Raw genomic sequence first — 16,550 nt, 5'->3', positions numbered from 1 at the left:
AATGCGGTAACGTCGAACTAAACATAACGTGGAATGAGGGTTCAAAGTGCAACAAACGCAGTTGGTTAATGTTAAAGCCAGCCTAAAAGGGCAGGGCAATGATGTATATTGTGTAGACAATTTAAGCATGACAGTATCAGCATCGCAGCACTGGGTGTTACTAGGTGCAAATGGTGCCGGAAAGTCGGCAATAGCGGCTGTTATCGCTGGGTTTGCTACTATCGAACAAGGCCAGTACACAAATAGTTTTGAGCGCGTCGCGCTGGTATCGCCAGATAGACAAAAGCAATTACTTGCAGAAGAATTAAACAAAGATCAGGACGATATTATTGAAGGGGTGTCTTCATTCAGTCGTGTCAGCGACCTCATTTTAGCAGGTCGAAGCCCTCAACAAATCGATAATCAGCTGCTCAATCAGCTATTAGAGACCTTTGATTTTGAAAGTAAACTACATAAAGCGTTTCGTGATTTATCGACCGGTGAAACACGTAAATTAATGCTGATCCAAGCGTTAATAGGTCAGCCTGAGCTATTGGTACTTGATGAGCCCTTTGATGGCTTAGATGTAGCAGCGATGACTGAATTGAACCATCAGTTAGCAAAGTTAAGTGAAACAACGACGATGGTTTTTGTGCTTAATCGATTATCTGAGATTCCAGACTGTGTTGATCATTATGCGTTTATAAAAGACGGTAAAGTTACTCATCAATTAGCGCAGCCAAGTGCTGAACAGCGAGATGATTTACTTAAACTATTGCATCTAACATACACCGATTTAGAGATACCAGAGGCTGATAGTGACCATCAAGCGCCACCGCTCATTGACCCTATCCTGGTTAAACTCACGAATGCGTCGGTCAGCTTTGGCGGAAAAGCTATTTTTGAAAAGCTTAATTGGCAAATTAATCAAGGCGAGCATTGGCAATTAACCGGCAAAAACGGTTCTGGTAAAACCTGCCTATTAAACCTCATTACTGGCGATAACCCACAGTGTTATAACAACGACATCAAGGTATTTGGTTATCAGCGGGGGAGTGGCGAAAGTATTTGGCAAATAAAGCAGCATATTGGTTATATTTCTAATGCGTTACACATGGACTACCGTGTGGGTACTTCGGCGTTGAATACGATTATTTCTGGTTTTTATGACAGTATTGGCCTTTATCAAAAAGCGAGTGATAAACAGCTGGCTATAGCTAAAAATTGGCTAGCACTACTTGGCTTAAGTGATAAACAAAATAGTTCATTTACTCAGTTGTCATTTGGTGATCAACGCCTGTTGTTGATTGCCCGCGCGATGGTTAAGCATCCTAACTTACTCATTCTCGATGAGCCATGTTTAGGACTTGATGAGGCAAACAGACAGCGGGTTTTATTATTAATCGAAAAAATTTGCAGCGCAAAAACCAGTACCGTGATTTATGTTAATCACCATGCAAGCGATCACATTGCTGGAATAGCGCATTATTTAGAGATGGAAAATGACATAAAAAAAGCGCCTTAGGCGCTTTTTGGACATGCAATTGATTTAAATGCGTGTCACCGTAAAGCCTTTATCGGCTAGCTGTTTAAGTAAACCGTGCTGCTCAGGCAAATGCAGTGCCCCGACTGCTATAAATAGCTTTTCTTTACCGATACGCTTAGATAATTGCTCAACCCAGTTGTTGTTGCGATCAATTAGCATCACTTGTTCACTGAGTTCACCATACTGTGAGTCATCAAAACTTTCGTTATAAAACTGAGTGAGTGTTTCCATATCACCCGACTTCCACGCGTTTATTAAACCAAAGAAATAGGTGTCGGCATCGGCGAGTTGCGCGAAAGTTTCTTCAATCATTTTATCATTCATGATTGCTAAGTGTTCAAACATTTCCATTTGTCGCTCTAGCGTTTCAAGCTCACCCACTGAAATTTTATGGTCTTTAGCGTAAGCAAGGACTTGCTTGTCAATTCCGTATTGGTCAGAAAACCCCACTTTTTGAAACTCCATTTGCATCATGGTTATCATGACGGCCCACGGTGCTAAGTTTTTAAACATAGCAATATCTATGGACTTATCTGCAAAGTATTTTTGCAGTTTGGCATAGTTAGCTTCAGAGAGTTCTGACTGTAATGTTTTGCCGTCTTTTAGCATCATAAAAGGCAATGAACGACGTTGCATATCGACAGGAGATATCGCACTGATATCGACTTCAACGATGACTTTATCGGTCTTATCAAGTGCATTGGTTACTTTGCTTGGCAGTCCTTGCATACTTTTATCACCGACATGCACCGTGCCGAATAAATATGAGGCAATGCCGTTTTTCTCTACTTTCCAAAGTCCTGGTTCAGCAAATACTTGCTGACTAAAGCCCAGTAGTAGTAGAACAAAAAACAGGGCATTAATACGCTGTATGAATTTCATAACTTTCCTTTTCATGCTGTTGTTGTTTTCAATACTAAACTAATTTTCACAGAGAGGTTTAATAAAATGAGAACAACCCGAAAAAAATTACCTATGAAAGCTAAAAATTAATCAATCATTTAATTGGTTATAACGAGGTATGAAATTTCAATAGCTAGCTATGTGTGAATTTTTAATCTTAAATATAGTTAATTTTAGATATTTATTTCTTTAATTTCGTTTTTTGTGATGTTTTTTGAATTGATTTTTATGTTGACTTGAAGGGCTGGGCGCGGTACTAATAGAAAAAGGCAGCGGGATGGCTAGATTTCCGCAACAAATGACACGAATTTGGTATCAGTAAATGCTTACAAATAAACTATCTCTAATCCTAATTAACGTCGTGGTGATTATTATTACCGCGGGGGCTACTTAGTGCTTAGAGAAAAGTGAAGCATTAAAAAAGCCCCCCGCACTTAACAGTCCGGGGGGCTTTTTGTTTTAACCGCAAAAAATACACAATGTCACTGAGGAATGAGGATTTAAGATGACAGGCGCAGAGTTAACAATCGATTTATTAGCCAAACATGGCGTAAAGGATGTCTTTGGTTACCCGGGTGGTGCCATTATGCCTATTTACGACGCTTTGTATGGCGCGCCCGTCAAACATTATTTGACCCGTCATGAACAAGGCGCTGGCTTTGCCGCTGTAGGTTTTGCACGTAGTACGGGTAAGTTGGGAGTGTGTTTTGCAACGTCAGGCCCAGGTGCGACCAACCTTATCACGGCATTGGCTGACGCGATGATGGATTCGGTGCCATTACTGGCGATAACGGGGCAAGTGCCTACCGCAGCGATTGGCTCAGATGCATTCCAAGAGATTGATGTACTCGGTATGTCGTTGTCTTGTACAAAGCACAGCTACATGGTTGAACGCCCTGAAGATTTAGCTGAAATACTGCAAGAAGCCATCCACCTAGCGCAAACAGGGCGTCCTGGTCCTGTGTTAGTCGATATTCCTAAAGACATTCAAATGGCACAGGTGCCATTCCATCCTTGGTTAGCGGCAGAAGATACGTTGCCAAAACTTGACCCCAACCAAGTTGCCATTGCGAATCAAATATTAAGTGAAGCACAACGACCCGTTGCCTATGTGGGGGGCGGTGTACAAGCCGCAGATGCACAAAACGAGCTTATGCAGTTTTTAGAAAAAACCCACATGCCAGCGGTAACAACGTTAAAAGCGTTGGGGAGTGTGTTACCTGATTACGAGTACGACCTTGGCATGCTAGGTATGCACGGTGGCAAAGCGGCTAATTTAGCAGTACAAGAATGCGATGTTTTAGTGTGTATTGGTGCGCGCTTTGATGACCGAGTAACGGGCAACCTAAGTAAGTTTGCCGCCAAAGCTAAAGTTATTCATTTGGATATCGATGCAGCAGAAATCGGTAAACGAAAGCCTGTAAAAGCGTCTCTCGTCGCTGACTTAAAAACGTCTCTACCGCAACTCGATTGCTTTGTAGCCCCAGATGAGTGGCTTTTGCATATTGAAAGTATGATGAAAGAGCATGCGTGGCGTTATGACTACCCGGGTGAAAAAGTATTTGCGCCTTACCTGCTAAATCAACTGAGCCAAAAAATGCCGAATACCGGTGTGGTGTGCTGTGATGTGGGCCAGCATCAAATGTGGGTTGCACAGCATATGAAGTTTTCGCACCCCAGCAATCATTTAAGCAGTGGCGGGGCGGGTACGATGGGCTTTGGTTTGCCTGCGGCAATAGGTGCACAAGTGGCACGCCCAAACGATTTTGTTATTACGGTCTCGGGTGATGGCTCAATCATGATGAACATTCAAGAGCTGGCGACAATTCGCCGTAATAATTTACCAGTAAAAATACTTATCTTAGATAACCAGCGTTTAGGCATGGTACGTCAATGGCAGCAGTTATTTTTCGAGGGGCGTTATTCTGAGACCAATCTTTCAGATAACCCTGATTTTGTACAACTCGCTGCAGTGTTTGGTATCCCAGGTCAAACCGTGACAAGAGCGGATGAAGTTGACACGGCGATTGATGCACTTGTGAATAGTCAAGGTCCTTACATTTTACATGTGTGTATCGATGACAAAGAAAATGTATGGCCGCTTGTACCACCCGGTGCAGCCAATGATGAGATGATGACGGAGACTGTAAAATGAAACACACCCTAACGATTGCACTCAAAAATCAAAGTGTCGCTGTTGAGCGCTTTTTACGCGTTGCCCGTCATCGCGGTTTTGATCTAACAAAAATGAACTTAGAAATGGCAGAAGATGCATTCAGAGTGACTATGACAGTGGTTAGCGATAAACCCATTCATTTATTAACGTCGCAGTTAAATAAATTGGTCGATGTAAAGCATGTGACGCTTGAGAGTCAGCTGCAACAGCAAGCAATTTAATCACAGACAAATTCAACAGGTAACTAGAGCAGCACAGACTATGCTTTAGTAAGAAATAAACTAGGAATGAGGAAGTCAGTGGCACTCCACTGCAACAACAGAGGTAACTATGGCTAAATTACGAAGTGCAACAACAACAGAAGGTCGTAAACGCGCAGGCGCACGTGCATTGTGGCGTGCAACAGGAATGACAGATAAGGACTTCGGTAAGCCAATTATCGCTGTTGTGAATTCATACACGCAGTTTGTTCCAGGGCATGTTCATTTAAATCAACTCAGTGAGTTAATGGCCGAAACGATTACTGAAGCGGGTGGTGTACCAAAAGAATTTAATACCATTGCGATTGATGATGGGATTGCGATGGGCCACGGCGGTATGCTGTATTCGCTACCTTCTCGCGATCTGATTGCTGACTCAGTAGAGTACATGGTTAACGCGCATTGTGCCGATGCGATGATCTGTATTTCTAACTGCGACAAAATCACCCCAGGTATGATGCTGGCTGCATTACGCTTAAATATTCCGGTTATCTTTGTGTCAGGTGGACCGATGGAAGCAGGTAAAACCCGCCTTGCTGATATCGACATTAAACTCGACTTAGTTGATGCCATGGTGAAAGGTGCCGATAGCTCAGTCAGCGACGAAGACTCAGACAAAGTAGAGCGCTCAGCGTGCCCAACGTGTGGTTCATGTTCGGGGATGTTTACGGCTAACTCAATGAACTGCTTATTAGAAGCAATTGGTTTGGCATTGCCTGGTAACGGCACAACACTTGCCACTCATAAAGACCGTAAACAGTTATATGTTGAAGCAGGCGCACGCATCGTTGATTTATGCCGTGAGTATTATCAAAAAGATAATGCCGACGTATTACCACGTGCCATCGCCAATCGCACCGCTTTTATGAATGCAATGGTGGTGGATATTGCAATGGGTGGCTCATCAAACACGGTGTTACATTTATTAGCCGCAGCCCAAGAAGCGGGTGTCGATTTTGATATGTCGCATATTGATGAGCTTTCACGCAAAACGCCTTTTTTATGTAAAGTTGCACCTGCCACAAGCAAATATCACATTGAAGACGTGCACCGCGCTGGTGGCATGATGGCAATTATCCGTGAGCTAGGTAAAGCGGGTTTAGTTGATTTGTCTGTGGATCACGTTGCTGGGATGACGATGGCGGAGTTAGTTGAGAAGTGGAATGCCACAGATCCAAACAATGCCGTTGCGCAAAAGTTCTATAAAGCAGGCCCAGCGGGTATCCGCACCACGAAGGCGATGAGCCAAGAATGTCGTTGGCCTGAACTGGATAACGATCGTGAAAATGGCTGTATTCGCAGTGTTGAAAATGCGTTTCGTCAAGATGGTGGCTTAGCGGTGCTGTCGGGAAATTTAGCGCTGGATGGTTGTATTGTTAAAAGTGCCGGTGTTGTTGAAGAAATGCTGCATTTTGAAGGCCCAGCAGTGGTTTACGAATCACAGGATGATTCAGTTGAAGGTATATTAAATGGTGAAGTAAAAGCGGGTGATGTTGTGGTGATCCGCTATGAAGGGCCAAAAGGGGGCCCAGGTATGCAAGAGATGTTGTACCCGACCAGCTACTTAAAATCGGTAGGTTTAGGTGAAAAATGTGCATTGATCACTGATGGCCGTTTTTCGGGTGGTACCTCTGGTTTATCGATTGGTCATGTCTCGCCTGAGGCTGCCAGCGGGGGAGCAATTGCGTATGTAGAGAACGGCGATAAAATTATTATTGATATCGCCACCCGCGAAATCACCTTAGCCCTGAGCGATGAAGAGCTTGAAGCACGTAAGCAAAAGCAATTAGCACGTGGTAAAGAGGCCTTTAAACCACGCGATCGTGAGCGTTATGTATCATCGGCACTAAAAGCGTATGCATTATTGGCAACCAGTGCAGACAAAGGGGCGGTCCGTGATTTAGCTAAGCTTGAGGAGTTAAGTTAATCATGGTTTCACAGGAGCTCGATTATTTTCGCGCTATCATCCAAGCAAATATGGAGCCGCTTGCAAAGGTTACTGAGGTCAGTGAAATGGCCGAACTTAGCGCAAGGCTCGGTAATCATGTGTGGTTGAAGCGTGAAGACCAACAACCGGTTTATTCGTTTAAATTGCGCGGTGCATTCCATAAGTTGAGTAAGTTGCCAAAGGGCTCTGATGTGGTCACTGCATCGGCTGGCAACCATGCTCAAGGCGTCGCGTTAAGTGCATCGTTTTTAGGGCACAAAGCGACAATTGTTATGCCGGTAACCACACCCGAAATTAAAGTGAGTGCAGTGCGCGCGCTAGGTGGTGAGGTTGTATTACATGGTCATCACTTTGATGCAGCAAAAGCCCACGCGTTAGCGCTAACAGAGCAGCGCAATGGCGTATTTGTGCCTCCTTTTGATGACCCCGATGTCATTATTGGTCAAGGCACAGTTGCGCGAGAACTGATGCAGCAGCTAAACGACCTTGATGCCGTTTTTATTCCTGTTGGCGGTGGTGGCTTGTTGGCGGGAATGGCTGTGTACATAAAATCATTGCGACCTGATATCAAAGTAATTGGTGTTGAAGCGGATGAAAGTGCGTGTTTAAAAGCAGCATTAGAGGCGGGGAAACCTGTGGAGCTTGACCGCGTTGGTAGTTTTGCTGATGGCGTAGCGGTAAAAATAATCGGCACCGAAACGTTCCGCTTAGCACAAAAGTTTTGTGATGAAGTTGTGACCGTGAGTGGCGATGAGATTTGTGCTGCTATGCAGGATATCTTTGTTTCTACCCGTGCAATTGCTGAGCCTTCAGGGGCCTTATCGACAGCGGGTTTGAAAAAATGGTGTCAGCAAAGCGGTGTAAAAGGCTTAAATGTTGCTGCTATTTTATCGGGCGCGAATTTAAATTTTGACCGTTTACGCTACGTTGCTGAGCGCACTGCGTTGGGTGAAAAGAACGAAGCATTACTCGCCGTCACCATCAAAGAAGAAAAAGGCAGCTTTAAGCAATTTTGCGCTTCGTTAGGTGGCCGAGCTATTACAGAGTTTAATTACCGTTATGCAGGACCGGGTGAAGCACAAATATTTGTGGGTATTGCACTTCGCCAAGGTCAGCAAGAGCTAGATGAATTAAAAGCGGTACTCACTGAGAATGGCTATACATTTTGTGACCTGTCAGATAACGAATTGGCTAAATTACACATTCGTTATATGGTGGGTGGAAAAGCCCCAGCGCAATTACATGAGCGATTATTACGTTTTGAATTTCCTGAATACCCAGGTGCATTAGCGCGATTTTTAGATACGTTAGGCAGTAACTGGAATATTACGTTATTCCATTATCGCAATCATGGTGGCTCTGTAGGTAATGTACTTGCTGCATTTGCTATCGAACCGAGTGATTACGACGTATTTAACGAGCATTTAAATCGTCTTGGTTATAATGTTCAGGATGAAACCAATAATCCATGTTTCACGCAATTTTTAACGACTCAAGGTCAAAAGTTGAGTGAAGCTAAAGCTGCCAATCAATAAACTGGGCTCCATCGAGGAGCCTTGATTTTTTGCATATTTTTCCTATAGTTATTGCACGATTGTAAAGCAAGGATGATGCGTGCGAGGAATGCGTTATTACTTAGGGTTACTCTGTTTAATGCTAAGCATAAGTGCCAATGGCTCTGACAAGGTGACCTTGCAACTAAAATGGACTCATCAATTCCAGTTCGCTGGCTATTACATGGCAGCAAAAAAAGGCTTTTATAAAGACGCTGGACTTGATGTCACTATTTTACCCGCAGATCCTAACAACCCTAACACGTTTGATCAGGTGTTAAATGGTCAAGCCGACTTTGCTATTACGCATTCTGGTATTTTGCAACAACGTGTGCAAGGTGCCCCCGTGGTTGCCTTAGCGGCTATGCTGCAGTTCTCCCCCTATTGTTGGATGGTTAAAAATAACTCTGATATTTTCCAGCCGCGTGATTTTGCGGGTAAAAAACTCAGTAAAATTAGCTCACTTGAAAACGCAGAGTTGTTAGTCATGCTGCAAAGGGCGGGGCTTGATTATCAAAGTTTAATGGCTGCAAGCCAAAAAGGCGGAATAGAGCAGTGGTTAGCTGGCGAACTTGATGCCGTGCAAGTGTATGTAACTAATGAGCCGTATACTTTAACACTGCGTGGTGTTGGGCACCGATTAATTTGTCCACAAAAATTTGGCCTGAATGTGTATGGCGATATTTTATATACCTCGCAGGCTATGCTTAAAAATAAACCGGATATAGTTGAGCGTTTTTATCAAGCAAGTTTAAAGGGATGGCGTTATGCACTGCATAATATGAATGAGAGTATTAATGTCACTCAGCGTGATTATGCCCCGCACAAAAGTATGCAGGAACTTGCTTATGAAGCCGATGTACTCGCTAACTATATTCAGCCACCGGGCAGCAAGTTGGGGGGCATGTCGATGGCTAAATGGCGACTTATCGCTGACCTTTACAACATCGATCAAGACGAATTTGATCATGCATTTTCAGGGTTTATGTATGATCAACAGCAAAGCGAGGGCATAGAGTTATCTTGGATGCTTATTTTAGCGATAATATTGAGCATTGCATGTGTTCCTTTGTACATTGGTCTAATAAGCAATGGAAGGCGTTAAACCTCTTAAAAACTGTTATACTCACTTTTATTTTTTGTCGTTTTTGTAGTTATGACACTTGCCCAGCACTTTGCTGCTTTAGATACACTGCTTTATTCAACTCGCCAATACTGGCAATGCACGGCATTTGACTTTGATGATATTCCATGGCCTGAATTAACGTCTTTATTATGGGCGATTGATGACAGCCAAGTGAGTGAACTTGATGCCGACCAGCATGCTTTATATCAATACTTTTGCGATGCTATAGACGGTGTTGATGAACTTAATGCCTTATGCGAACTGCCCACAACAAAGTTGCCAAGGAATGAGTTTCCATTTTGGATCAGTAATGGCATCAAAGGACGCAAGTTTGAGCAGTTACAAGATTTTGTTGCAGCGATCAGCCAAAATTCACAGCAACACCCTGTTTTAGAGTGGTGTGCAGGCAAAGGACACTTAGGGCGGATGCTGGCATTTAGTGGCGCACCCTCGGTACACAGTATTGAACTACAAGAGCACCTGTGTGAGCAGGGAGCTCATAGTGCTAAGCAGCAACAATTAGCCATGCAGTTTTCACAAGCGAATGTATTAACGGATAACACCGATGCATTTTTTAAAACAGAGCAACATGCCGTCGCTTTACATGCATGTGGTCGTTTACACCAAACATTTATGCAGCAGGCAAGTCGGGCCAAAACCCAGCAGATAAGCTTTTCACCCTGTTGTTATCACTTATTTACCGACGATGCCTACCAAGCAATGAGTGAGCATGCACAGCATAGTCAATTGACGCTAACCCATCGCGATTTAAAGCTGGCCTTGCAAGAAACCGTGACCGCACCAAGTCGGGTTGATAAAGTGAGAAAAACAGAAGTCGAGTGGCGACTTGGTTTTGATGCATTACGTAAATCAATTACCGGTGTTCAGCACTATGTGAGTGTGCCTTCCGTGAATAAAGCGGTATTTTCTGATTCATTTAGGTCATTTTGTTTGTGGGCAGCTGATAAAAAGTCACTACATATACCAGATGATATTGATTACAATGCATTTTTAGAGATAGGTAAGCAGCGTAAAAGGGTCACAGAACGCATTGAACTCATCCGACATGTGTTCAGAAGAGCAATTGAAGTTTGGCTCGTGCTCGATCGTGCTTTATATTTGCAACAACAAGGCTATCAGGTATCAGTAAGTACGTTTTGTGAAAAACAGCTCACACCAAGGAATATCTTGATCCAAGCTAATTATTAAAAATCGTAAAGAGGCGCAATGAGAAAGTTAAAAAATTTATTCGAAAATAATAGACGTTGGGCTGCGCGTACGAGTGAAAGTGATCCTGAGTTTTTTAAAATTCTATCAATGCAACAAAATCCCGAGTACTTGTGGATTGGCTGTTCGGACTCACGTGTACCCGCTAATGAGATAGTTGATTTATTACCGGGTGAGTTATTTGTACACCGTAACGTTGCAAATGTGGTTGTGCATACTGACCATAACTGTTTATCAGTCATGCAGTACGCGGTTGAAGTACTTAAAGTTAAGCACATTATGGTCGTTGGACACTATGGCTGTGGGGGTGTTCAAGCGGTTTTAAATGAAGCACGCTTTGGCTTAATTGATAACTGGCTACGTCATGTTGGTGATGTAAAAGAAAAACACATCGAACAGTTAAACGCATTACCAGAAAAAGAACGTTTAAACAGCCTGATTGAACTCAATGTAATTGAGCAAGTACGTAACGTGTGCCGTACGAATATCGTGCAAGATGCGTGGGCGAAAGGCCAAGAACTTACGATTCATGGTTGGGTGTATGGTTTAGCAAATGGTCATTTAAATGACCTTGAATCCGTGGTGACCTGTGCAGAAGAAGCCACAGAGACATACGGTACTGCGGTAAAACGTGTTTTCGAACGTATTGCAGAGAAAAGTTAAGACTTAAATGGATAGAAAAAAGGTGAGCTAAGTAGCTCACCTTTTTTATTGTTCGTCTTGTTTGCTAGCAAGTTGCTGTTCAAGTAAGGCAACCTTTTCTTCTAGCTCCGTGAGTTTTTCACGAGTTCGAATAAGTACTTGGCTTTGAATATCAAACTCATCACGGCTTACAAAGTCCATCTCAGCAAGTTTGTTTTGGATAGCTTGCTTCGTTTTACCTTCAATGGTGTCGGCAAGGTTTTTCACGCCTTGTGGCATGTTATCAGTGATTTGCTTTGCGATTTCTTCAAGTTTTGCTGGGTTGATCATCTTCGTCCCTTGAGTCACGTAAAAAAACAATCTTACCTTATTGGCTAGGCGTAGTGTAGTGATTACGGTAAAATTGCCGGTTCTGTCTTTGGATAATTTCTTAGGGGCTTATGAAACTCAACCCAAAACAAGATGAAGCGGTAAAGTATATCAGTGGACCGTGTTTGGTATTAGCTGGCGCAGGCTCAGGTAAAACGCGTGTAATTACCAACAAAATCGCTTACTTGGTGCAAAAGTGTGAGTATCAAGCACGTAACATAGCAGCCGTTACCTTTACTAATAAAGCGGCAAAAGAGATGCGCGAGCGTGTTGCACAAACGCTTGGTAAGCAAGAGTCTAAAGGGTTATGGGTTTCGACATTTCATACCTTAGGTCTTGAGATCATCAAAAAAGAATTAACCACATTAGGCTTTAAGCCAGGATTCTCATTGTTTGATGATCAAGATACCAATCAATTATTAACCGAGCTTACAGAAGACGAACTAAAAAAAGACAAAGACTTATTAAACCTGTTAAAAATGCGGATAGGCAGTTGGAAGAACGAGCTTATTTTACCCGAACGGGCGATTCGTGAAGCGCGTGAGCCACAAAAAGCACTGTTTGCCCAGTTGTATGCCCGCTATCAAAATCAACTACGAGCTTATAATGCCCTCGATTTTGATGATCTGATCATGATCCCCACCTTGCTACTGGGACAAAATGCGACAGCACGTGAGCGTTGGCAACAGCGTTTTCGTTATTTGCTGGTGGATGAGTATCAAGATACGAATACGAGCCAGTATCAATTGGTTAAGTTATTAGTGGGTGAACGTGCTCGCTTTACGGTGGTGGGAGATGATGACCAATCAATTTATTCGTGGCGTGGTGCTAAACCACAAAATCTGGTGTTATTGAGTAAAGACTTTCCGGGTTTGCGTTTAATTAAACTTGAACAAAACTACCGAAGTGCAGGGCGTATTCTTAAAGCAGCCAATATTCTTATTGCTAATAATCCGCATGAGTTTGATAAAAAACTGTTCAGTGAACTAGGTTATGGTGAACCGATTAAAGTCATTGGCTGTCGTGACGAAGAGCATGAATCTGAACGCGTTGTTGCAGAGATCATTTCGCATAAGTTCATGAAGCGGACCAGCTATAAAGATTACGCCATTTTATATCGGGGGAATCACCAAGCGCGTGTATTCGAAAAAGCGCTGATGAGTAACCGTATTCCATATAAAATTAGTGGCGGAATGTCGTTTTTCTCACGTTCAGAAATTAAAGATATCATGGCGTATTTACGCTTGTTGGTTAATCAAGACGACGACAATGCATTTTTACGTATCGTGAATACCCCACGACGAGAAATAGGTACCGTCACTCTCGAAAAATTAGGCACACTTGCCAACGAAAAGCACATTAGTTTATTTGCTGCCTGCTTTGAGCCTGAGCTTGCGCATCGTTTAAAAGGGCGGGGCTTTAATGCGTTAGCAGGGTTTGCTCGTTGGGTGGTTGAACTGTCTGATAATGCAGTGCGGGGTGACACGCTCGAAGCGGTAAAAGAGCTGGTCAGGCAAATTAATTACGAAGCGTATCTTTACGAGTCATCGCCTAGCGCAAAAGCCGCAGAAATGCGTATGAAGAATGTGTCGGAGTTATATCGTTGGATCACCGATATGCTGACCGGTGATGCCGATAACCCCCCGTTGAATTTAGCAGAAGTGGTGAGCAAGTTAACGCTGCGCGATATGCTTGAGCGCAATGAAGAAGAAGATGAATCTGATGCGGTACAGCTTTTGACTTTGCATGCCTCAAAAGGCTTGGAATACCCGTATGTATTTATGGTGGGAATGGAAGAAGGGTTATTACCTCATCAAGTGAGCATCGACGAAGATAACGTTGAAGAAGAACGTCGTCTTGCTTACGTAGGTATCACACGAGCCCAGCAAGAGTTGGTTATGACATACGCTAAGCTGCGCCGTCAGTTTGGTGAAACATCGGATACAGAGCTGAGTCGTTTTGTGCAGGAGTTACCACAGGATGATTTGGCCTTTGAAGCAAAGAAACCGCCTTCTTCTCAAGCAGAGCGAATGGAGAAAGGTCAAGCACGTGTTGCTAACTTGCGTGCTATGCTTAAAAAGTAACGCCGTTATGCTCAATGCACATGTTTAAATATTTATATCAAGTGGTATTGTCGAGTGTGTGCTTGTCGTCTCTTTATTGAAGGGCGCAAGTGCATGCTGTTTGCCAATAAACAGCGATAAGCCGTGTTTATCTAACAGGGTACGGTAGTTAAAAATCGATGGGCCTTTGGCTATGACTTGGATATTTTGAATATGGGTAATAGCCAGTACACCTTGAAGCTGTAAATGATAGTTTTCTTGTTGTAGCACACGCTTACTGAAAGTTGAGCTTAATAATAAGTAATCGAACTTAAATTCGGTCAGTAAGTTCAATTCACAGCGATCTTTTGCAAACTCATTCAAACCTATCGAGAATCCTTGTGCCACAAGACTTTTTAGGTTTTCTATTTGTACAGCCGATGCATAACGAATTTCTTGTTCATTAAATAATAAACATATCTTTTTAGCATCATGCGCTTTGAGAAGGTGACATAGCGCTTTAAAGTTAATGCGTTCAAGCACTAATCCTGAGCATGGAAATAACACCTTTTGTAACTTTGCTTGGGCGGCTAATGAAAAAGCTTGTTTGAGTAAACTCAGCTCAACTTCGAAATGCTGAATACGATCAGTGGCAAACTTCTTGAGTACTTCAAAGCTGGTACTGCCAAGTACAGGGTGTTCTCCAAACGCCTCTAATAGCGACTCAGCATGTGCTGACTCGTCAAGCGTAATGATTTCTGAGCTTCTAAAATGCATTGGTAAATCATCAAGGTGATGCATATTCTCAGCTTCATGCTGTGAGGTCGTCGCATTGAGTAAAGGATGAAAACACTCAAAGCGGTTGCGCCCTGCGTTTTTAGCATAATACATGGCCGCATCAGCATCACGAATAATCTCATCGGTGTGCTTGTAACTCGTTTTTGAGTAGGTAATCCCTATACTTGCACCGCTTTGAATACATTGACCTTTCATGCAGAAAGGTTTCTTCATGATTTCAATAATGCGTTTTGCAACATCTTCTGCTTGCTGCGGCTCTGTTAAATGGGTGAGCAAAACAACAAACTCATCGCCGCCTAATCGTGCAAGTAAATCATGTTCTCGAATACAGTGAGAAAATGATTCTGCGACACTAATTAAAAACTGATCCCCAGCTTGGTGACCTAATTGATCGTTAATATCTTTAAATTTATCTAAGTCGATAAACAGCACTGCAAATTGTTGCTCTGGATAGCGTTGATAATGCTGCAGCGTTTTTTCAAGCTGTGTTAAGAACAAGCTTCGATTCGGTAAGCTGGTGAGCGAGTCATGATGTGCATCGTGATATAACTGTTGTTCAATTTTTTTACGCTCTTCCATTTGCATTTGTAAGTGCATATTGGCTTGGCGCAATTCTTTGGTCTTTTCAGCAACGCGATGTTCAAGCTTTTGGTGGCTTTGCTTAAGTTCTTGGTTAGCTAAATGGGCTTGGATTACATTGGCGATTTGGTGTGAAACGAAGGTGATGAGTTCACAATCATCTTGGCTAAATTCATGTTTATTGTTATATGCTTGGCAAACAATTAAGCCAATTACCCCTTGTGATGTCTTTAGTGGCGCTCCTAACCAGCTGGTGGCAGATTCTTCGGGCGGAATATCTCTAGGCCTCTCAATGACACCCAGTTTTATGAGGCTTTTCGCGCGCTTTGCATCAATCACTTGGCATTTTTCGGTACTCAGTACCAACTCACTGTAGCCTTTAGCAAATGGCCGAGGTTCGGCATTATCGCTGTATTCATCAACGCAGTAAGGAAAGCTTAGCCAGTGAGATTGTTGGTCATACAGCGCAATATATAAGTTATCTGCGTACGTTATAGTTTTTATTATTTTGTGTACATGCTGATATACGTCTTCTAGATTTTCACTCAGTGTTGCAAGCTCAGAGATCTTAAACAGTATTTGCTGTCGTTCTAATGCTTTTTTTCGGTGTAATATTTCTTCATTGAGTGCCTGGTTACTTTGCGTTAGTGCGCGGGTGCGAATTTTGACTTCGGACTCAAGAAGTTCGCGCTTTTTAACGCGTTCTATAGCAGTTGCAAGGTAAAGTGACATCACTTCTAACAGTTCAATTTGCTGCTCAGAATAGCTTTGCGCTTTATCGTAGCTCTGCGCCACCATCACGCCAATGATGGTTTTATCACGATAGACCGGTACGCCAACCCAGTGCTCTGCGGGGGTCCCTAAAGCTTTAAATTGACCCTTTTCAACAGCTTGTTGGGTTTGTTCTTTAGTGAAGTAGCTGGTTTTACCATGTTTGAATACATGACCAGTTAACCCCTCTTTGAAGTGTTGATCGTATTTTAAGGGCACAGAAAGCCCATCTTTTTCGTCTGCAAAATACGACAGTTCTAAAAGATCGTTCACAGGGTTGTGCAGCACAACGTAAAAGCTTTTACTTGGGATAAAACTTTGCAATATATCGTGAATAGCGGGGTAAAGAAGGGTTAATTCGGCAACAGTGCTTGCTTGCTCTGATAACTGTAATAGAGCATGTTGCAAGTGATGAGATTGCTTATATTTTTGTATAAGCGATTTTAAGCGAGCATTTCTACGGACTAGCTTATCAATGTGTGTTGCTGAATCTTCCAATGATTTAGAACCAGTTTTTATTATTGTTTAAATATTGTTCTTTATAGTTCCACTTTTTTCGTAGATCGTCAAGTAGCAGATAGGCTAATTAAGGGGTTATATAGACAATGTTACTAGTACTAAATTATTATTT

At 42.8% G+C, this 16,550-nt stretch carries 12 protein-coding genes; 9 read left to right on the top strand and 3 right to left on the bottom strand.

Features of this window, described 5'->3' with window-relative positions:
- Nucleotides 1–46 precede the first annotated feature (46 nt).
- On the top strand, nt 47–1,504 hold the full coding sequence (gene modF, locus LPA49_RS13660; RefSeq protein ID WP_326847806.1) for a molybdate ABC transporter ATP-binding protein ModF: 1,458 nt from the start codon (nt 47–49) through the stop codon (nt 1,502–1,504).
- Nucleotides 1,505–1,528: 24 nt separating this feature from the next.
- On the opposite strand, the gene LPA49_RS13655 is transcribed toward modF, so the two are convergent.
- Entirely contained in the window at nt 1,529–2,407 is an 879-nt protein-coding gene (locus LPA49_RS13655; protein WP_036971526.1) for a TraB/GumN family protein, read from the bottom strand.
- A gap of 526 nt (nt 2,408–2,933) precedes the next feature.
- Here LPA49_RS13655 and ilvG point away from each other — a divergent pair.
- The 7 genes from ilvG to can all read left to right on the top strand — a co-directional run bounded on the left by ilvG (nt 2,934) and on the right by can (nt 11,381).
- Nucleotides 2,934–4,583: an acetolactate synthase 2 catalytic subunit gene (ilvG, locus tag LPA49_RS13650; RefSeq protein ID WP_230236824.1), complete on the top strand. Its 1,650-nt coding sequence runs from the start codon at nt 2,934–2,936 to the stop codon at nt 4,581–4,583.
- Nucleotides 4,580–4,825, top strand: coding sequence for an acetolactate synthase 2 small subunit (gene ilvM / locus LPA49_RS13645; RefSeq protein WP_036971521.1), 246 nt, complete (start codon nt 4,580–4,582; stop codon nt 4,823–4,825). The genes ilvG and ilvM overlap by 4 nt, the downstream gene beginning before the upstream one ends.
- Before the next feature lie 109 nt (nt 4,826–4,934).
- Nucleotides 4,935–6,791 carry a dihydroxy-acid dehydratase gene (gene ilvD, locus LPA49_RS13640; protein WP_036971518.1) on the top strand — a complete coding sequence of 619 codons (1,857 nt, stop codon included), beginning with the start codon at nt 4,935–4,937 and terminating at the stop codon, nt 6,789–6,791.
- Nucleotides 6,792–6,793: 2 nt separating this feature from the next.
- A complete protein-coding gene (gene ilvA / locus LPA49_RS13635) occupies nt 6,794–8,347 on the top strand; it encodes a threonine ammonia-lyase, biosynthetic (RefSeq protein WP_065978247.1) in 1,554 nt (517 codons plus the stop codon).
- Nucleotides 8,348–8,435: 88 nt separating this feature from the next.
- Nucleotides 8,436–9,470 carry an ABC transporter substrate-binding protein gene (locus tag LPA49_RS13630; protein ID WP_230236836.1) on the top strand — a complete coding sequence of 345 codons (1,035 nt, stop codon included), beginning with the start codon at nt 8,436–8,438 and terminating at the stop codon, nt 9,468–9,470.
- A gap of 51 nt (nt 9,471–9,521) precedes the next feature.
- Nucleotides 9,522–10,700 (top strand): methyltransferase, encoded by a 1,179-nt coding sequence (locus LPA49_RS13625; protein WP_036971512.1) that lies wholly within the window; start codon nt 9,522–9,524, stop codon nt 10,698–10,700.
- A gap of 18 nt (nt 10,701–10,718) precedes the next feature.
- The gene (gene can, locus LPA49_RS13620; protein WP_036971509.1) at nt 10,719–11,381 is read left to right on the top strand and encodes a carbonate dehydratase; all 663 of its coding nucleotides are present in this window, start codon (nt 10,719–10,721) and stop codon (nt 11,379–11,381) included.
- Between the two features lie 45 nt (nt 11,382–11,426).
- Here can and LPA49_RS13615 read toward each other — a convergent pair whose 3' ends face one another.
- Entirely contained in the window at nt 11,427–11,690 is a 264-nt protein-coding gene (locus LPA49_RS13615) for an accessory factor UbiK family protein (RefSeq protein ID WP_036971505.1), read from the bottom strand.
- A gap of 110 nt (nt 11,691–11,800) precedes the next feature.
- Between LPA49_RS13615 and rep the strand changes: the two genes are divergently transcribed.
- Nucleotides 11,801–13,813 carry a DNA helicase Rep gene (gene rep, locus LPA49_RS13610; protein ID WP_230236821.1) on the top strand — a complete coding sequence of 671 codons (2,013 nt, stop codon included), beginning with the start codon at nt 11,801–11,803 and terminating at the stop codon, nt 13,811–13,813.
- Between the two features lie 24 nt (nt 13,814–13,837).
- On the opposite strand, the gene LPA49_RS13605 is transcribed toward rep, so the two are convergent.
- A complete protein-coding gene (locus LPA49_RS13605; RefSeq protein ID WP_230236818.1) occupies nt 13,838–16,417 on the bottom strand; it encodes a diguanylate cyclase in 2,580 nt (859 codons plus the stop codon).
- Nucleotides 16,418–16,550 lie beyond the last annotated feature (133 nt).

The organism is Pseudoalteromonas sp. MB41 (assembly GCF_020966275.1).
In the GTDB taxonomy this organism is placed as follows: Bacteria; Pseudomonadota; Gammaproteobacteria; order Enterobacterales; family Alteromonadaceae; genus Pseudoalteromonas; species Pseudoalteromonas lipolytica.
This window is presented reverse-complemented; position numbering and strand designations above follow the sequence as displayed.

Excerpts from the sequence above, each read along its gene's own strand:
- LPA49_RS13615 (WP_036971505.1), bottom strand. The coding sequence starts at position 11,690 with ATGATCAACCCAGCAAAACTTGAAGAAATCGCAAAGCAAATCACTGAT.
- rep (WP_230236821.1), top strand. The coding sequence starts at position 11,801 with ATGAAACTCAACCCAAAACAAGATGAAGCGGTAAAGTATATCAGTGGA.
- LPA49_RS13630 (WP_230236836.1), top strand. The coding sequence starts at position 8,436 with ATGCGTTATTACTTAGGGTTACTCTGTTTAATGCTAAGCATAAGTGCC.
- ilvG (WP_230236824.1), top strand. The coding sequence starts at position 2,934 with ATGACAGGCGCAGAGTTAACAATCGATTTATTAGCCAAACATGGCGTA.
- LPA49_RS13655 (WP_036971526.1), bottom strand. The coding sequence starts at position 2,407 with ATGAAATTCATACAGCGTATTAATGCCCTGTTTTTTGTTCTACTACTA.
- ilvM (WP_036971521.1), top strand. The coding sequence starts at position 4,580 with ATGAAACACACCCTAACGATTGCACTCAAAAATCAAAGTGTCGCTGTT.
- ilvA (WP_065978247.1), top strand. The coding sequence starts at position 6,794 with ATGGTTTCACAGGAGCTCGATTATTTTCGCGCTATCATCCAAGCAAAT.
- ilvD (WP_036971518.1), top strand. The coding sequence starts at position 4,935 with ATGGCTAAATTACGAAGTGCAACAACAACAGAAGGTCGTAAACGCGCA.
- LPA49_RS13625 (WP_036971512.1), top strand. The coding sequence starts at position 9,522 with ATGACACTTGCCCAGCACTTTGCTGCTTTAGATACACTGCTTTATTCA.
- can (WP_036971509.1), top strand. The coding sequence starts at position 10,719 with ATGAGAAAGTTAAAAAATTTATTCGAAAATAATAGACGTTGGGCTGCG.